The organism is Bacillus sp. 5B6, assembly GCF_000259405.1.
Taxonomy (GTDB): domain Bacteria; phylum Bacillota; class Bacilli; order Bacillales; family Bacillaceae; genus Bacillus; species Bacillus velezensis.
The window spans coordinates 1,921,652-1,937,364 of sequence record NZ_AJST01000001.1 but is presented as its reverse complement, the minus strand read 5'-3'; the positions used below and the strand labels follow the sequence as shown (position 1 = coordinate 1,937,364).

Below are 15,713 nucleotides of genomic sequence, written 5' to 3'. Positions count from 1 at the left end.
TTAAAAGGATGAAAAAAATGAAACAATATAAAGATTTGTGCCGTCATGTGTTAGAAAACGGAGAAAAAAAAGGAGACCGTACGGGAACGGGTACGATCAGCACGTTCGGCTACCAAATGCGGTTTAACCTTCAGGAAGGTTTCCCGATGCTTACGACGAAAAAGCTCCATTTTAAATCCATCGCGCATGAGCTGCTTTGGTTTTTAAAAGGAGATACGAATGTCCGCTACCTTCAGGAAAACGGAGTCCGCATCTGGAACGAATGGGCGGATGAAAACGGAGAACTCGGACCGGTTTACGGCTCTCAATGGCGTTCATGGCGCGGAGCGGACGGCGAGACCATTGATCAAATCTCCCGGCTGATTCATGACATCAAGACAAACCCGAATTCCAGACGTTTAATCGTCAGCGCCTGGAATGTCGGCGAAATTGATCATATGGCGCTTCCGCCTTGCCACTGCCTGTTTCAGTTTTATGTCGCGGACGGAAAACTGTCGTGCCAGCTTTATCAGCGCTCAGCGGATGTCTTTCTCGGCGTGCCGTTTAATATTGCGTCTTATGCGCTTTTAACAATGATGATCGCGCATGTGACGGGGCTTGAACCGGGTGAGTTTGTTCATACATTCGGAGACGTCCACATTTACCAAAACCATGTGGAGCAGGTGAATTTGCAGCTGACAAGGGATGTCCGTCCGCTGCCGAAACTGCGGTTTGCGCGAAATGTTGATTCTATTTTTGATTTTGCGTTTGAAGACTTTATCATTGAGGATTATGACCCGCATCCGCACATAAAAGGAGCTGTCAGCGTATGATTTCGTTTATTTTTGCGATGGATGAAAACCGGCTGATCGGAAAAGATAACGATCTGCCTTGGCACCTTCCCGATGATCTCGCATATTTCAAAAAAGTGACGACGGGTCACACCATTGTAATGGGGCGGAAAACGTTTGAATCAATCGGACGCCCGCTTCCGAACCGGCGTAACATCGTTGTAACCTCACGGGACGAATCTTTATTCCCGGGCTGTATTACTGCCGACTCGGCTGAGGAAGTGCTCAAGCTGATCCCGGCAGATGAAGAATGCTTTGTGATCGGCGGCGCCCAGCTGTACAGTGCGCTCTTTCCTTATGCGGACAGACTCTACATGACAAAAATTCACCATGTCTTTGAAGGAGACCGTTTTTTTCCGGAATTTAATGAAGCTGAATGGGAATTGACATCCCGCAAACAGGGAGTAAAAGATGAAAAAAACCCTTACGATTATGAGTACCTTGTATACGAGAAAAAGAATTGATTTAAGCAGGGGGACAAGAATTGATTCGTTACGGCTGCCTTGTGATGTACGTTGTATTTATGTTCATGAAAAATATTCAGGAATATATCAATCAAAAAGAGCTTGACCCGCGGCTTTCTTTTCAAAAACAGATGAGGCTGGTGTATGAGAGGCCGAAAGCCTTTATGAGAGGCTGCATTGACGTGTCGGGATCGGCAATCGGCATTCATCATGATCAGCCGATACCGGACGGCCCCGTATTGTATGTGCATCCCAGATTGCGCCCGGCTGATCTTCTGCTGCTTGCGGGACATCTTGAAGAGCCGGCTGGTTTTATCGCTGGCGAGAAAGCTTTCCGGGTGCCGTTTCTCGGAAATTGGCTGCGGCTGATGGGTGTGATTTGTGACGGAGACAGCCGGGACGCCGTGTTTCAGGAGGCGGAAGTCCGTCTGCAAAAAGGGCAAAGTCTGATTCTGTCTGAAGACGGCAAAATCAATCCGGAGGAAATGGCACTTCGTTTCGATCTCCCGATTGTGCCCGTCAGCACTTCGGGAACAGACCGGCTGCTGCGGGGCAGATTACTGAAACGGCTGAAGCCGGCTGACATTGAATTACATATAAAGCCCGCTTATTATCCGGCCGGTCAGAAACGGCTCCGTGCATAAAAAAAGCACAGTCTCTATAGAGAGGCTGTGCTTTTTTATTTCAGATAAAGGGAACTTTGACGCAATAAAACAAAATACAGAAAAACATCGAGGCGCTGCCGCCTAAAACAAAACTGTGCCAAATGGCGTGATGATACGGAACCTTTCTCCAAATATAAAATATTGTGCCGGCGGAATACAATAAGCCGCCGAAAAGAAGAAGGCCGAAACCGGGGCCTGACAGCGAAGCGTACAGCGGTTTAATGGCGACGATGATCAGCCAGCCCATCAATAAATAGACAAGCGTTGAAAAAATGATAAACCGCTTCACGAAAAAGATTTTAAACACGATGCCTCCGATGGCAAGCGACCAAACAATAATTAAAAGGGTCAGACCGAGTGCCCCTTTAAGGGGTCCTAATAAAAATGGCGTATATGTTCCGGCTATTAATACGTATATCGCGGAATGATCCACAATTTCAAGAATGTCTTTTGTTTTTTTATGCTGAATGCTGTGCAAAAGAGTCGAGCTGAGATACAGCAGCAGCATTGAAGCGCCAAAGATTGAAAAGCTGACGATGTCTGTCGGCGAGCCGTATTTCACCGCGAAGATAATGAGAAAAATAAGCGCCGGAATCGACAGCAATACACCGATTCCGTGTGTGACGGCATTTGCGATTTCTTCTTTTATTGTGAACAATCAAATGTCCTCCTTTTTAAAGGATTTGTTTTTGCAGTGACTGCAAAAAGCTTAACCCTTCTAATGTAATTTTTGTTCCTGCGCGTCCTCGGCCTTTTGTCACATAGTTCATCTTTTCTAAGTAATCAAGCCTGTTTCTGACCTGCTGGGGCGATAATGTCATTGTGCTGTTTTCGCTTAATTCGGATATGCTCCGTCTGCTGGCGGGTTCGCCCTTTGTATTTAAGTCTTTAATTGATTCCAAAATAAACAAAAACTCTTCTTTCTCCATCAATGTCAGCCGTTTTTCTTTTTTCTTAGCTGTTTTCGCTTTCTGGCTGTTTTTGATATACAGCGGGACATCATCGGGATAAATCGTGCTGCCGGATGCTGCCGCGGCCATATAGTACGCCGCATTTTGAAGTTCTCTGATGTTGCCGTTAAAGGTGTGCCGCTCAAACAGCGGATAAACGGACGGATCGATATGAACATGCTGCCCCGTGGCTGTCAGCATATGCTGCAAAAGAAGCGGTATATCGCTTTTTCGTTCAGATAAAGCAGGGAGCGGAAGGCATAACACGTGAAGCCTGTAAAATAAATCTTGGCTGAACGTATTTTCTGCGCCGGTATCGCCAAGATCCGCCGTGCTGCTTGCAATGATGCGGGCGGAAATCCCGGCGTCCAGCTCGGAAAGAAGGCGGGTCTGTACCGAGAGCGGCATGTCTCCGATTTCATATAAGAATAATGTTCCGCGGCGGGCCCTGTTTAATGCACCTTCAGCGCTGAACAGTTCATATTCGAGCCGATCTTCGTTTTGGCTGCAGTGAACGGTAATAAATAGCTCGCTGTTTCTGCGGGATTTATGATGGATCGCTCTGGCCATTTGTTTTTTTCCGGTTCCGACTTCACCTGTTATGAAGACCGGCAAATCAGATAAGGCAAATTGCGAGGCCAATCGTTTCGCTTCTAAAAAGGTTTGATGTTCGCCGGCCAGCTGATAAAAAGGATCAGTTTGTTCAATTACATTCATTAATTGGCTCCTTTTGGTTCTAATTGGTTTAAGTATAACACGTTTATGCGATCGAAAATATCTTTTTCTCTTGTATCGGTTCATTTATTTTTATTTACAAAATTAAAATAATTATCTTATTATTTGAATATTCATGTTATAATGGCATATTAAATAGGGATTTAAATAAGAAAGGACTCTGTAAATGAAACCGTTGCTTAAAGAAGACTCTCTCATCCAGGTAAAAGACATTTTAAAAGCGCACCAAAATGTAAAGGACGTTGTGATACATACGCCTTTGCAGAGGAATGACAGACTTTCTGAGAGGTATGGCTGCAATATCTATTTGAAAAGAGAAGACCTGCAGGTGGTCAGATCATTTAAGCTCAGAGGGGCTTATAATAAAATGAGGCAGCTCTCAAAAGAGCAGACTGAAAACGGAATTGTATGCGCAAGTGCGGGAAACCATGCGCAGGGGGTTGCGTTTTCATGCAAACACCTCGGCATTCACGGCAAGATTTTTATGCCGTCAACCACACCGAGACAGAAAGTATCCCAAGTGGAACTGTTCGGAAAAGAATTTGTTGAAATCATATTGACGGGTGACACTTTCGATGATGCGTATAAGAGTTCTGCGGAATGCTGTGAAAAAGAAAACCGCACGTTTATTCATCCGTTTGACGATCCCGATGTCATGGCCGGACAGGGAACGGCTGCCATCGAAATTTTAAATGACATTGACGTTGAACCGCATTTTCTTTTTGCAAGCGTAGGGGGAGGAGGACTCCTGTCCGGGCTCGGCACGTACATGAAAAACATCTCGCCGGATACAAAAATCATAGCGGTAGAGCCGAAGGGCGCAGCCTCCTATTTTGAATCGAAAAAAGCCGGACAAGTGGTTGAACTTGAGAAAATTGATAAATTTGTCGATGGGGCGGCCGTAAAAAAAATCGGCGCCGAAACCTTTCAAACGCTCGAAACCGTCGTCGATGACGTTGTGCTTGTCCCGGAAGGAAAAGTGTGCAGCACGATTCTCGAATTATATAATCAATGCGCCATAGTGGCGGAGCCGGCGGGTGCATTGTCCGTGTCAGCACTTGATCTGTACAAGGAAGAGATTAAAGGGAAAAACGTCATCTGCATGGTCAGCGGAGGGAATAATGACATCGGCAGAATGCAGGAGATGAAGGAACGCTCCATGATTTACGAGGGGCTGCAGCATTATTTTATCGTTAATTTCCCGCAAAGGGCGGGAGCGCTTCGCGAATACCTTGATGAAGTGCTCGGGCCTGATGATGACATCACCCGGTTTGAATACACGAAAAAAAATAACAAAAGCAGCGGTCCCGCATTGGTCGGCATTGAGCTCAAGCATCGGGAAGATTACGGCGCGCTCATTGCCCGGATGAATCAAAAAGGATTTCATTACGTAGAGGTGAATAAAGATCAGGATCTGTTCCACCTGTTAATCTGACTTTTTTTAGAACGGCCGCGCAAAATGACAGACACGCTTTCTCAGATTGTATATAATAAAAAGAAAACAATCGAAAAAGAAGGATTGATATCTTGTTACTCAAAAGCCTAGAGTTCAAACGACAGGACGGGATTCAGGTAAAAGTGACAGAAATACCGGTTGTCACAGAAGGTGAACATTATTTTTTTCAAATTCATCAGCACCTTGAGCTTTATTTGAGAGAGGTTTTTGCTTCACAAAGTGTGAGAACAGTGTATTCATTCCGACAATATGTCAAGCGCCGTATGAAGTGGAAAGATTACGAGGCCGTTTTCAACCAAGAGATTTTAAAACATAACGCATAACGGTGCATATTCCTTAGCGCCTTCCTTTTGATAAGGGAGGGTGCGGGAATTTTTTTATGATGAATGCTGTAAGCGTTTTATCCATGGGGGGAATGGAAATGAAAAAAATGAAAATCTTCGCTGCCGTCTTTTGTTTGCTGCTCTTGTGCGCCTGCGGGGGGAAAACGATAAAAGACCCGCTGAACTATCAGATTGAACCGTTTTCATATCAGAACCAAGACGGAAAAACAGTGTCACTGAAAAGCCTGAAGGGGCATGTCTGGATTGCCGACTTTATGTTTACAAATTGTAATACAGTCTGTCCGCCGATGACGGCCCACATGACCGAACTGCAAAAAAAACTGAAGGCTGAGAACCTGGACGTGCGGATTGTGTCGTTCAGTGTAGATCCTGAAAATGATAAGCCGAAACAGCTGAAAGCATTTGCTTCCAAATATCCGCTTTCGCTTCGCAACTGGGATTTTCTGACCGGTTACAGCCAAAAGGACATTGAAGATTTTGCGCTGAACAGCTTTAAAGCAATCGTCAAAAAGCCGGAGGGAGAGGACCAGGTCATACATCAAACCTCTTTTTATTTAGTCGGACCTGACGGCAAGGTGCTTAAAGATTATGACGGTGTGCAGAAGGTTCCGTATGATGATATCCTCTCAGATGTCAAAGCGGCTGAGGAGCTCAAGTAAACTGGCAGATTAGACATTTTCAAATCTGAAAAAACATGTTACACTTTCCACTAGTAGACGGGGAAGGAGCAACCAGATTGAAGCTGCGAATGTTCTCATTGATCGCCGGACTGGCTTTGCTTTTATCAGCATGTTCTGTCCAGCGCACCGGTTCTGACGCTGAAGAACCGAAAACGAAAGATCATATTGTCATAGCTGCGGTCGGTGATTCATTGACTGAAGGAGTAGGAGATCCTGACGGTTCAGGATACGTCGGCAGGGCAGCGGAGTCCCTTAAGAAAAAGGGACATGTGAAAACGGTAGATATTAAAAATTATGCGGTGCAGGGCGACAAAACGTCGGACCTGCTGGAAAAGCTTGATAATAAAAAAGTTCAGAAATCATTAAAGAGCGCCGACTATATCTTTTTTACCATCGGCGGCAATGACTTAATGAAGGTGCTCCGCCAGAATATGATGCAGCTGACGGTTCAGCCGTTCCAAAAGGAAGAGAAACCTTTTGAAAAACGATTCAAGGCGATCGTTTCAAAAATCCGCAAATATAATGAAAACGCAGAGCTGGTGTATGTCAGCATGTATAATCCATTCACGTTTACGCTGCCTGAATTAAAAGAAATTAATGGGGTTGTGACGGATTGGAACAAGATCGCCGCAAAGGAGCTGGAAAAAGATCCCCACGCCGCCGCGGTGAATGTTGAAGACTTGTTCAGTCAAAAAAGCGGCAGCAGACGGATTTCAAAGGATGATGATTTTCATCCGAACGCAAAAGGATATGCACTCATCGCCGATCGATTATACGGCATCATTGAAAAACAAGGGTTACCAGCAGAATAGGGTGAAATGATGAAAAAGTGGAAATCGCTGTTTTTTGTTCTTCTCGCACTCAATGTGATTGCCGCCGCGGTAATTGTGACATTATTGGTTATGCCGGGAGAGCAGGCGAAAATACAAGATCAGACAAAAAGTGAGTACGGCTTTCATATCACAAGCTCCAAAGAATCTCTTGCCAGGTTTGTGAATGCATACTTAAAAGAGAAGGCATCGAATCAGCTTGACTACAAAGTGGACATCAATAACGATGTGCACGTGGCAGGTAAAATCAAAGCATTCTCAACCTCCATTAATGCGGTTGTCACATTTGAACCGTCCGTACAGGAGAACGGAGATGTGGTTTTGAAAGTGACGAAGTTTTCATTAGGCGAATTAAGCCTGCCGATCAGCTTTGTGCTGAATTATATGGACAGCTTTTATGAACTCCCGTCATTTGTGCACGTTCATTCCGGGGATAAAAGCATCGAGATCCGTCTGTCAGAAATGCCTTTAGACAACGGCATGTATGTAAAAGCGGATAAAATCAATCTTGACACGGATGAAATTGAATTTTCCTATTATCATCCGAAACAATAAGTTTTCATAAAAAAAACACAGATCCTTTCAGGGATTTGTGTTTTTTCGTGTCAGCGTTTTTTGTCTAGTTTGCTGAACAGTTTGATTAACGTTGCAAGCTCTTCATCAGAGTAGCAGTCAAACCGTTTAAAAAAGTATTCTGTTTTTTTCTGGTTGAAATGATCGACAATTTTCTCCCCGGCTTCCGTAATATGGATTCTGATAATTCGCCTGTCCTCTTTAGAACGGATGCGGGTGATCCATTCCTTTTCTACTAAAGCGTCGGTCACTGCGGTAATGTGGCTTGCGGAGACCTCAAGAATAGGGGCGAATTCCGTTACTTTTTTAGGTCCTTGTTCACTGAGAATCCGCAAAATGGTGAATTCGTTCCTGGACAGCTCTTTATCTAGAATTTCATTAACTTCATTTCTGATTTGTTTAAACACTTTTCGAAGCAAAGCTTCCATATCATACATCATTTGTGTCCTTACTTTCAAATCATGAACCTCCAATATGTAGTCAGCGTGGCATTCGTTTAGCTTCCCCTGAAAGCAGAATTATTTTTATTCTGTTTATACATGCTATAATATAATAATACCACGTATGAACAAAGGAGGGCACCCGTATGTCAGAAAAAAAAGAAATCGCCACATTTGCAGGCGGCTGTTTTTGGTGCATGGTGAAGCCGTTTGACGAACAGCCCGGAATTGAAAAGGTGGTGTCCGGCTATACAGGAGGTCATACTGAGAATCCGACTTACGAAGAAGTGTGCAGTGAAACGACCGGACACAGAGAAGCCGTTCAAATCACATTTCAACCTGACATTTATCCGTATGAAAAGCTTGTCGAGCTGTTTTGGCAGCAGATCGACCCGACTGATGCAGGCGGCCAGTTTGCAGACCGCGGAAGTTCATATCGGGCGGCGATATATTACCATAATGATGAACAAAAACAAATCGCTGAAGCCTCAAAAAAACAGCTTGAAGAAAGCGGCATATTTAAAAAGCCGATCGTGACAGACATCTTGAAGGCTGAGACTTTTTATGAAGCGGAAGGCTATCATCAGCACTTTTATAAGAAAAATCCTGATCACTACGGGCGCTACCGTGTAGGTTCCGGACGTCAAGGCTTTCTGGATGAGCATTGGAGGGACAGATAAGATGGCTTTTAATAAAGAAGAAAAAATCAAATCATTAAACCGCATGCAATATGAAGTCACACAAAATAACGGAACGGAGCCGCCGTTTCAAAATGAATTCTGGGATCACAAAGAAGAGGGGCTGTATGTTGATATCGTATCGGGAAAGCCCTTGTTTACTTCTCTGGATAAATTCGATTCTCATTGCGGCTGGCCCAGTTTTACAAAACCGATTGAGGAAGAAGAGGTTGACGAAAAACTGGACACAAGCCACGGGATGATCCGGACGGAAGTGAGAAGCAAAACAGCGGATTCCCACTTAGGCCACGTATTTAATGACGGCCCGGGGCCAAGCGGTCTCCGTTATTGCATTAACTCTGCGGCACTCCGGTTTATTCCGAAAGACAAGCTGAAGGAAGAGGGCTATGAAGCCTGCCTGCATTTATTTGAAAAATAGAGCTCAGCAATGAGGCCTGCCTATCAGACAGGCCTTTTTTCTATGTTTTTTTTTCTTCATGTAATCGTTCAATAATCTTTACGATTGTGTCTTTTGTGATGAGCGGCGCCTGATCGGATTGATATCTGGGGAGATTGACCTTCCGAAATTCCGGATGTTTGGCGGGGTCGGGCAATATCGCGTAAAGGTTGCCCCATTCATATAAAGATTCCGTCTCATGAGGAGAGGTCAGTTCTTCATGAAGTTTCTCACCGGGACGTTTTCCCACTTCAACAGCGGCGGGGCGCGGCAGCCCGTGCCGGGACGCATATTCCTCAAACCCGTGAAGCAGTTCTTCGAGCCTCAGGGACTCCATTTTAAAAATAAACGTTTCTCCGCCCTTTGTAATCGCCGCAGATTGCAGGGTGAGCGATGCGGCATCATCAATCGACATAAAAAACCTTGTCATGTTTTTATCCGTAATGGTGAGCGGACCGCCTGCCATCAACTGCTCAAATAAAATAGGAATAACGGAACCGCGTGAACCTAGCACATTGCCGAAGCGGACCGAACAAAATACCGTACCGCGGTTTTGAACATGATGATTCGCCTGATGAAACAGCTTCTCGGACAACAGCTTCGTAGCTCCCATTGTGTTTACCGGGGAAACGGCTTTATCGGTTTTTTAAGGTATTTACTGTATTGTGAGGGACTATCAGTGACGGTGAGATCGAAAGCGAAAAATTAAACCTCAGGATAGGGGTGATTTCAAACTGAGCCGGAATTGGCCCTTTTCTTTTTTGTGTCATCGTAACGATAACTTCTTTGAAGACTATTCTTAATAGCGCGTTCTTTTTCTCTGTGCTTGTTTCAATGTGATATTGATCAATTATCTTATTTATGTTGTTTCTGACTGTATTACTGTCTATTTCTGATTTCGCTTCTTGGGTTCCATTGAGCTCATGCTTAGCAATCTGGAGTTCTTTAAATTCTTCATCTAAAACAGCTTTTCTCTTCAAAAAAAGTTCATCAGTGTAAATGCCGCTCTCATATTTCTCAAAGATAAAATTCTCTTTGTTTTTTAACTCTTGTTCTTTTTGTGAAAGATGTTCAGACATTTGCTTTTTTGTTTTCACATTACTATTTACGTCTTCGTATTTAGAAATCATTGAAGTGATATGTTTTGTTAAAGTCTTATTATCTAAGTTGCTTAAAGAAGAGAGGTAATCCAGAATGGCATTTTCAACATCGTTATATCTCACATAAGTGCATTTATTCTTTTTGCAAGTGAGTGATTTAACGTGATATACACTTTCCGTGCCGTTTTTGTTTTCTCGCGTTCGCCTAGTTTCGTATTTAGATAATGGTTCACCGCACTTAGAACAAGTGCATACGCCTGCCAATTCACTTAATTCCAATGCGTTTTTATTAGGCAGCAGGGGAACTTTGTTTGCAATTTTCTCTTGTGATTGTTGAAATTGTTCTTGATCTATTATAGGGGCATGTGCATCCGATACTACAATTTGTTCCTTTTCAGGTCTAATTGTTCGTTTACCGTCTTTTGTTTTTTCTCTAACCTTATATTTAACAGTTCCGATATACGCTTCGTTTTGCAGAATTGCTTTAATTGTGTATTGATTCCAGCGCTTTTTTCCTGATGGAGTCGGTATTTGTAATTTTGTTAAGTGAGAAGCAATCGCTGTATAACTATAATCTTTTCCATTCAACCCATTTAAAAAGAGGTTAAAGATGAATTGAACGACTTTTGCTTTTTCTTCGACTGGGACTAGTTTGGATGTTTTTTTGTTTAACCGGTATCCATAAGGCGCTAGTCCGGAAATCCATTTCCCTTGTGCCGCATATGTGTATTTAGCGCCTGTCATACGCTCTCTGGTCATTTCAAATTCTTCTCTGGCCATAAACAATTCAAAACGAATCTGACGCATGTCTGCAGGATTTCGAGGGTCATAAACTTTATATGGTGTAATGATAATCAATCGCTTGCTTTGAAGAAGGTTAACAATTTGTCCCGCATCACTGTAGCTCCCGCGGCTGAGTCTTGTTATTTCTTTAACAGCAATTGCCTGGTACTTGCCTTCCTCGAGGTCTTTAAGACATTCTTTAAAAACAGGGCGACCCTCAATGCTTTCTCCTGACCCGATTTCCATTTTTAATTCATAGGGGATTTCAATCGACTTCAGTATTTTATTCATGAGTTCATTTTGTTCTGTTAGCGTATCTTCGCCTGTTCTTTTTTCTCGCTCCATATCCTGACGAGAGCGTCTAAGATAACCCAAAATATTTGTAATGTTGTAAGAATGAACGATGTTTTTTAACTCCAAAAAATCAGCACCTCCTCTTTATTGTATTTACTGTAAAAACAGAAGTATTCGTACAATATTCTGTCTGACATTGAATACGAAAATAACGTAATATATTGTAAGGATTGTATTGTTTGAATATCTATTCTAATCGTGTTCATTTTTTAATTAAACGCCGCTGTAATTAACAGGGTTTTTATTTTGTTCATTTCTTGAAATGTCAACGCAATTCATTAGTGGCAGATAAGAATTTGCAACAATTTTTCAAATCAGTTTCATCTGAATGTCCTGATATTAAACAGTGAAACGGGGGCCGCAGAGCTCCCTCACATGCTAAGAAAATACCCAAATAAAAAAGAAGCCTCAGAGGACTTCAAAATAATTAATTCTTCTCACATGCAAAGTTGTCATTATCGCGATCCATTTTAGATGTATAAGCAGGGTGAGTGCTTGGTACACCATGCGGATATTTCTTTCTCAGCTCTGTGCAGTTTGCAAAGTGTTCTGTTCCTCCAGCAGAAGGGGAGGCTTGTGCAGAGTTAGAAGAGCTGCTTGATGCTGAACTGCTCGAGTTCGATTTATGTGTCTCGGATTGGTGTGTTGTAACTGACTTTTGAGCCGGCTTAGATACACTTACTGATTTCTTCGGTTTCGTTACGCAGCCATTAAATCCTTTATCAGTCGCATATCCATTCTTACTCCAAATCTTCAAGTCTTTATCTTTCGCAGCTTGCTCATCTTTCTTATACGTGTCTAAATACTTCGTGTTTGGCTCATATACATAAGCTACTCGTGCTAATCCTTCTTTAAGCAGTGTTTCTTGTACTGATTTGCCATCTGCATAAACGTAAGCCAGCATTCTCCCATACTTGTCTGTACGATCTCCTTTATCAAACTCCAGTTGAAGTTTTCCCTTGTTAACCAGCTGTTTGTTTCTTGCTGAAGCATCCTCACCATATGGTTGTACGCAAGAGTTTGGGTTCTTAGTTTTAGGCGTGTCAACAAGTAAATAACGAACAGTTTTGACTCCGCCTTTATAGTTAACTTTAATCGTATTCCCATCAACTGTTCTGTTAAGTGTTACATCGACCAGCTTTTTCTTTTTGTCAGACGCCTTTTTATCCGACGAATCCTTCTTTGAAGCATTTTCGGCTTTTTCATTTTTGTCATTATTGCTTTTGTCGTTTGATTGAGTGTCTGCCTTTGTCTCTTTTGCATCCTTTTCTTCTTGCTGCGTTGTTTTAGCTTTATCTGAATCTGTTTTATCTGTAGAAGCAGAATCAGATCCACACGCAGCCAAAGAAAAGCTTAGAGATAATGCGCCAATACCTAACAGCCATTTCTTCAATGTAATTCCCCCAATTTGTTTGTTCTGTCTCTATATCGGACAAACCTTCCTTATTATAAATATAAAACCAAAGATTGTAAATTCCGTTTGGCATTTTAGGACACTCAAATACAGTTGTGTGGTAAAATTTAGTGACCTAAACACCTTAAAGGAGGGAAATTTAAATGGAAGAAGGAAAGTTAATTCGCATGACTCTTGATGGGATAAAGGAAGCTGTTTCTAAATACGGAACTTTTCCTATGCTCCAACATGGAGGGCATGTCATGGAAGATGCTGCTTTTCAATTCAGAGACCCAGCCAGTCCTCAAGAAATTAATAGTTTAGAAAAGATGTTAGGGGTAACTTTGCCTGATGATTATAAAGAGTTCCTATTCAATCACAATGGAATGGAAATGTTTAATGGTATTGAGCTTCTAAGCACAGAAGGGATAATTGAATTTAATGCAGTTCAAGACTTCCCTAAGGGATATGTCCTAATTGGGTATCATTATGATGGCAGGTATGTTATTGATGTAAACACAAATCAAATAAGGGATTAGGATATATGTTGTATCTGGATTCAATTGATAATATTGAAGATACGGTATATTTAGACTCTAACTTTGAGATATGGTTTGACATGTTGGTGTCATCAAACGGAACTAAATACTGGGAAGTAAAGCCGAAAATTAAAGAATATTATAAATATGTTTCAGAATAGAGAGTTTAGATAAGATCAAGTGGAAAGGAGACGTAAATGAAAGTATTTGAAGCAGCCTCGTTCATTTCAGCCGCAGAAAAGCGGGCGAAACAATACGATCAGATTAGAGAACAATTTATCAATCTCAGAAAAGCGTTTCAGGGAATGGCTGACTTAGACGACAGTGAGTTTTCAGGCAAAGGCGCAGACAACATTAAAGCATTCTTTCAAGATCACGCTGGTGTCACAGACAGCTGGCTTGATCTGATGGATATGAAGATTGCGTTTCTTAACAGTATTTCAGGAAAAGTAGCTGATGCCGGATTAGCCAATTCGTTTGTGGAAGAGTCATTTTTAGAACACGAGCTGATTCATACGAAGAATAAATCACAAGCCATCATGCAGGAGCAGCGCAATGAAATGAAAGGTATCCTTGATGAAATCAGTGATATCATTCATCTAGAAGTTTTCTCTACAGAAGATGTCGATCAAAAGCTGGATTCAGCAGATAAAAAACGGGATGAGACCATACATAAGCTCGGAAAGCTTGATCACAATCTAACGAAAGAATACGCAGAAACCGAGGCAAATGAACATTTCATTCAGGCAGATTTTCAACAGCTCCAAAACGCTACGGGAAAAGGGAAAAACGCCACTCCACTTCACTATAACGCCAAGGCATACAGAGAAAGTGACATACATAAGAAAAAAGGCGAGATTACAAGACACTCAGATGCTTATTTGACGATTAAGAAGGAAGAAGCGAAAGAGCGGGAAATCAAGGATCTGAAGAAAAAACTCGCTGACGGTTTGACCGATCCGGAGGAATACTTGGAAATTGCGAAGAAGATCGGTTACGAGAACCTTGAACCTTCCCAGCAGCAATATGTCATTCAGCTTGAACAAGCAAAACAGCTGGAAGAAGCCGGAGAAGTGACTTGGGATATTTTAAAAGGAGCTGGCGTTGGTTTATATGATGTCGGGAAAGACACGGTAACCGGTTTATGGGACTTCATAACCGATCCGGGGGAAACACTGTCAGCACTGGGGAATGCAGTACTTCATCCTGTTAAAACATATGATGCTGTTTCAGCAGCAATCGAGGAATCGTATCAAAAAGATATGGTGAACGGAGATGCTTACTCCAGATCAAGATGGGTGACATATGCAATTGGTTCAGCAGCTGTGGCTGTCGTCGGAACGAAAGGCGCAGGAGCCGTTAACAAAGCTGATGCGGCGGGGAAGGTCATAAACAGGGCAGGACAGGCAGGGAAGAAAATGAAGGATGTTAAAATTCCGGATTTGCTGCCATATAATCCAAAGTATGATCTTGCTCTGACAGGGGACGTGCCATACAATGTAGTGGATGGAGCAAACTTGAAAAATCAACTAATGAGTTTTGCTAAAAGGTCAGATAAAGAAGTAAAACCTTTCGATGTTGTTGACTATAGACCGAGTAACAGTCCCTTAGAGAATCATCACGGTGTAATGGACGTATGGGCTAAACACAATGTTCCGAATTATGTGAGTAGAGGGAGTAACACACCAACAGTAGCTTTAACTAAGGAACAACACAACGCTACCAAGAAAGTATATAGAGAATGGTTGTTCGAAAAAACAGGGAAGAAAGTTGGCAGCAAAGTAAACTGGAAAGAAGTATCCCCCAGAGAAATACAAGAACTTACTGAGAAGATGTTTGATGCTGCTAATGTTCCTAAAGAAGCGAGACAGCAATATTATAACTCATTTAATCAATACAATTTTAGAAAGTAGGTGTGGACTTGAGTATTCATATGTTAATCAAGAAGATTGCTTCTACATCAGACTGCCGGCTGTTTGAAGCTGATGGTCTCCCGACAATAGACGAGAAGCATCAACTACCAAGAGATGTTAGTGAATTTTATGAGCAATGTGGCGGAGCAGTTTTATTTGAAAATGCAGATTATCCAATATATATAATAAGTCCACAAGAGTTTAAATTGGCTAATCCCGTTATTGTTGGGGAACTTTGTGAAGAAGATATTTCATCCGAGTGGTATATTGTTTGCACGGATGGAAAAGGAGAATACATAACAATTGACTTAAACGAGGAGCGAAAAGGAAAATGCTATGACAGCTTTTATGATCGACATGGAATAGTCGGCGAAACACAGGTGATAGCAAGTTCATTTACAGATTTAGTACAGCGACTGCTTGAGAATAAGGGTAAACATTGGTATTGGTTAAGAGATGATTATATATCACTAGGCGATGCGTATGATGGCGTAGAAATTGAATAATCTATTAAACAAAAGTATTGCAAT

General features: G+C 42.3%; 16 protein-coding genes and 3 pseudogenes. 13 read left to right on the top strand and 6 right to left on the bottom strand.

Annotation, left to right across the window (positions count from 1 at the left end):
• Positions 1–17: 17 nt before the first annotated feature.
• From MY7_RS08960 to MY7_RS08950, 3 genes are read left to right on the top strand one after another with little or no spacing between them, the layout of a single operon-like run.
• On the top strand, positions 18–812 hold the full coding sequence (locus MY7_RS08960; RefSeq protein ID WP_007612094.1) for a thymidylate synthase: 795 nt from the start codon (positions 18–20) through the stop codon (positions 810–812).
• Positions 809–1,294, top strand: a complete 486-nt coding sequence (locus MY7_RS08955) for a dihydrofolate reductase (protein WP_007409527.1) — start codon at positions 809–811, stop codon at positions 1,292–1,294. The genes MY7_RS08960 and MY7_RS08955 overlap by 4 nt, the downstream gene beginning before the upstream one ends.
• Positions 1,295–1,314: 20 nt before the next feature.
• Positions 1,315–1,938: a lysophospholipid acyltransferase family protein gene (locus MY7_RS08950; RefSeq protein ID WP_029326137.1), complete on the top strand. Its 624-nt coding sequence runs from the start codon at positions 1,315–1,317 to the stop codon at positions 1,936–1,938.
• 40 nt (positions 1,939–1,978) lie between these two features.
• Here the strand turns inward: MY7_RS08950 and trhA are convergent, their stop codons facing one another.
• On the bottom strand, positions 1,979–2,617 hold the full coding sequence (gene trhA, locus MY7_RS08945) for a PAQR family membrane homeostasis protein TrhA (protein WP_007612091.1): 639 nt from the start codon (positions 2,615–2,617) through the stop codon (positions 1,979–1,981).
• A 16-nt stretch (positions 2,618–2,633) separates the two neighbouring features.
• Positions 2,634–3,626: a sigma-54-dependent transcriptional regulator gene (locus MY7_RS08940; protein ID WP_007612090.1), complete on the bottom strand. Its 993-nt coding sequence runs from the start codon at positions 3,624–3,626 to the stop codon at positions 2,634–2,636.
• A gap of 184 nt (positions 3,627–3,810) precedes the next feature.
• Between MY7_RS08940 and ilvA the strand changes: the two genes are divergently transcribed.
• From ilvA to MY7_RS08915, 5 genes are all read left to right on the top strand, one after another.
• On the top strand, positions 3,811–5,079 hold the full coding sequence (gene ilvA, locus MY7_RS08935) for a threonine ammonia-lyase IlvA (RefSeq protein ID WP_007612085.1): 1,269 nt from the start codon (positions 3,811–3,813) through the stop codon (positions 5,077–5,079).
• A 92-nt stretch (positions 5,080–5,171) separates the two neighbouring features.
• Positions 5,172–5,423 (top strand): DUF2535 family protein, encoded by a 252-nt coding sequence (locus MY7_RS08930; protein WP_007409532.1) that lies wholly within the window; start codon positions 5,172–5,174, stop codon positions 5,421–5,423.
• A gap of 98 nt (positions 5,424–5,521) precedes the next feature.
• Positions 5,522–6,103, top strand: coding sequence for an SCO family protein (locus tag MY7_RS08925; RefSeq protein ID WP_029326138.1), 582 nt, complete (start codon positions 5,522–5,524; stop codon positions 6,101–6,103).
• A 77-nt stretch (positions 6,104–6,180) separates the two neighbouring features.
• Complete coding sequence (locus tag MY7_RS08920) at positions 6,181–6,936, top strand: SGNH/GDSL hydrolase family protein (RefSeq protein WP_003153635.1); 756 nt, start codon at positions 6,181–6,183, stop codon at positions 6,934–6,936.
• 9 nt (positions 6,937–6,945) lie between these two features.
• A complete protein-coding gene (locus tag MY7_RS08915; protein WP_029326139.1) occupies positions 6,946–7,509 on the top strand; it encodes a YpmS family protein in 564 nt (187 codons plus the stop codon).
• Between the two features lie 50 nt (positions 7,510–7,559).
• Here the strand turns inward: MY7_RS08915 and MY7_RS08910 are convergent, their stop codons facing one another.
• Positions 7,560–7,985 (bottom strand): MarR family transcriptional regulator, encoded by a 426-nt coding sequence (locus MY7_RS08910; protein WP_003153639.1) that lies wholly within the window; start codon positions 7,983–7,985, stop codon positions 7,560–7,562.
• 128 nt (positions 7,986–8,113) lie between these two features.
• On the opposite strand from MY7_RS08910, the gene msrA reads away from it, so the two are divergent.
• Together msrA and msrB are read left to right on the top strand one after the other, a co-directional pair.
• Positions 8,114–8,647: a peptide-methionine (S)-S-oxide reductase MsrA gene (gene msrA / locus MY7_RS08905; protein WP_007612075.1), complete on the top strand. Its 534-nt coding sequence runs from the start codon at positions 8,114–8,116 to the stop codon at positions 8,645–8,647.
• 1 nt (position 8,648) lies between these two features.
• Positions 8,649–9,083, top strand: coding sequence for a peptide-methionine (R)-S-oxide reductase MsrB (msrB, locus tag MY7_RS08900; protein ID WP_007409536.1), 435 nt, complete (start codon positions 8,649–8,651; stop codon positions 9,081–9,083).
• A gap of 40 nt (positions 9,084–9,123) precedes the next feature.
• On the opposite strand, the pseudogene MY7_RS08895 reads toward msrB, so the two are convergent.
• The 3 genes and pseudogenes from MY7_RS08895 to MY7_RS08885 all read right to left on the bottom strand — a co-directional run.
• A pseudogene (locus tag MY7_RS08895) lies at positions 9,124–9,744 on the bottom strand (polysaccharide biosynthesis protein); the annotation flags it as partial.
• Positions 9,720–11,404, bottom strand: a pseudogene (locus MY7_RS08890) (recombinase family protein). The pseudogenes MY7_RS08895 and MY7_RS08890, both read right to left, overlap by 25 nt.
• 361 nt (positions 11,405–11,765) lie before the next feature.
• Entirely contained in the window at positions 11,766–12,731 is a 966-nt protein-coding gene (locus MY7_RS08885; RefSeq protein WP_007612070.1) for a thermonuclease family protein, read from the bottom strand.
• A gap of 263 nt (positions 12,732–12,994) precedes the next feature.
• Here MY7_RS08885 and MY7_RS08880 point away from each other — a divergent pair.
• From MY7_RS08880 to MY7_RS08870, 3 genes and pseudogenes are all read left to right on the top strand, one after another.
• Positions 12,995–13,431, top strand: a pseudogene (locus MY7_RS08880) (SMI1/KNR4 family protein).
• A gap of 36 nt (positions 13,432–13,467) precedes the next feature.
• Positions 13,468–15,183 (top strand): T7SS effector LXG polymorphic toxin, encoded by a 1,716-nt coding sequence (locus tag MY7_RS08875; RefSeq protein WP_007612069.1) that lies wholly within the window; start codon positions 13,468–13,470, stop codon positions 15,181–15,183.
• 8 nt (positions 15,184–15,191) lie between these two features.
• Positions 15,192–15,689: an SMI1/KNR4 family protein gene (locus MY7_RS08870; RefSeq protein WP_029326140.1), complete on the top strand. Its 498-nt coding sequence runs from the start codon at positions 15,192–15,194 to the stop codon at positions 15,687–15,689.
• The last annotated feature ends 24 nt before the right edge of the window (positions 15,690–15,713 follow it).

What these genes read in the sequence shown, in the direction of transcription:
- MY7_RS08955 (WP_007409527.1), top strand. Translation starts at nt 809, where the DNA reads ATGATTTCGTTTATTTTTGCGATGGATGAAAACCGGCTGATCGGAAAA.
- msrA (WP_007612075.1), top strand. Translation starts at nt 8,114, where the DNA reads ATGTCAGAAAAAAAAGAAATCGCCACATTTGCAGGCGGCTGTTTTTGG.
- MY7_RS08925 (WP_029326138.1), top strand. Translation starts at nt 5,522, where the DNA reads ATGAAAAAAATGAAAATCTTCGCTGCCGTCTTTTGTTTGCTGCTCTTG.
- MY7_RS08960 (WP_007612094.1), top strand. Translation starts at nt 18, where the DNA reads ATGAAACAATATAAAGATTTGTGCCGTCATGTGTTAGAAAACGGAGAA.
- MY7_RS08915 (WP_029326139.1), top strand. Translation starts at nt 6,946, where the DNA reads ATGAAAAAGTGGAAATCGCTGTTTTTTGTTCTTCTCGCACTCAATGTG.
- msrB (WP_007409536.1), top strand. Translation starts at nt 8,649, where the DNA reads ATGGCTTTTAATAAAGAAGAAAAAATCAAATCATTAAACCGCATGCAA.
- MY7_RS08875 (WP_007612069.1), top strand. Translation starts at nt 13,468, where the DNA reads ATGAAAGTATTTGAAGCAGCCTCGTTCATTTCAGCCGCAGAAAAGCGG.
- ilvA (WP_007612085.1), top strand. Translation starts at nt 3,811, where the DNA reads ATGAAACCGTTGCTTAAAGAAGACTCTCTCATCCAGGTAAAAGACATT.
- MY7_RS08940 (WP_007612090.1), bottom strand. Translation starts at nt 3,626, where the DNA reads ATGAATGTAATTGAACAAACTGATCCTTTTTATCAGCTGGCCGGCGAA.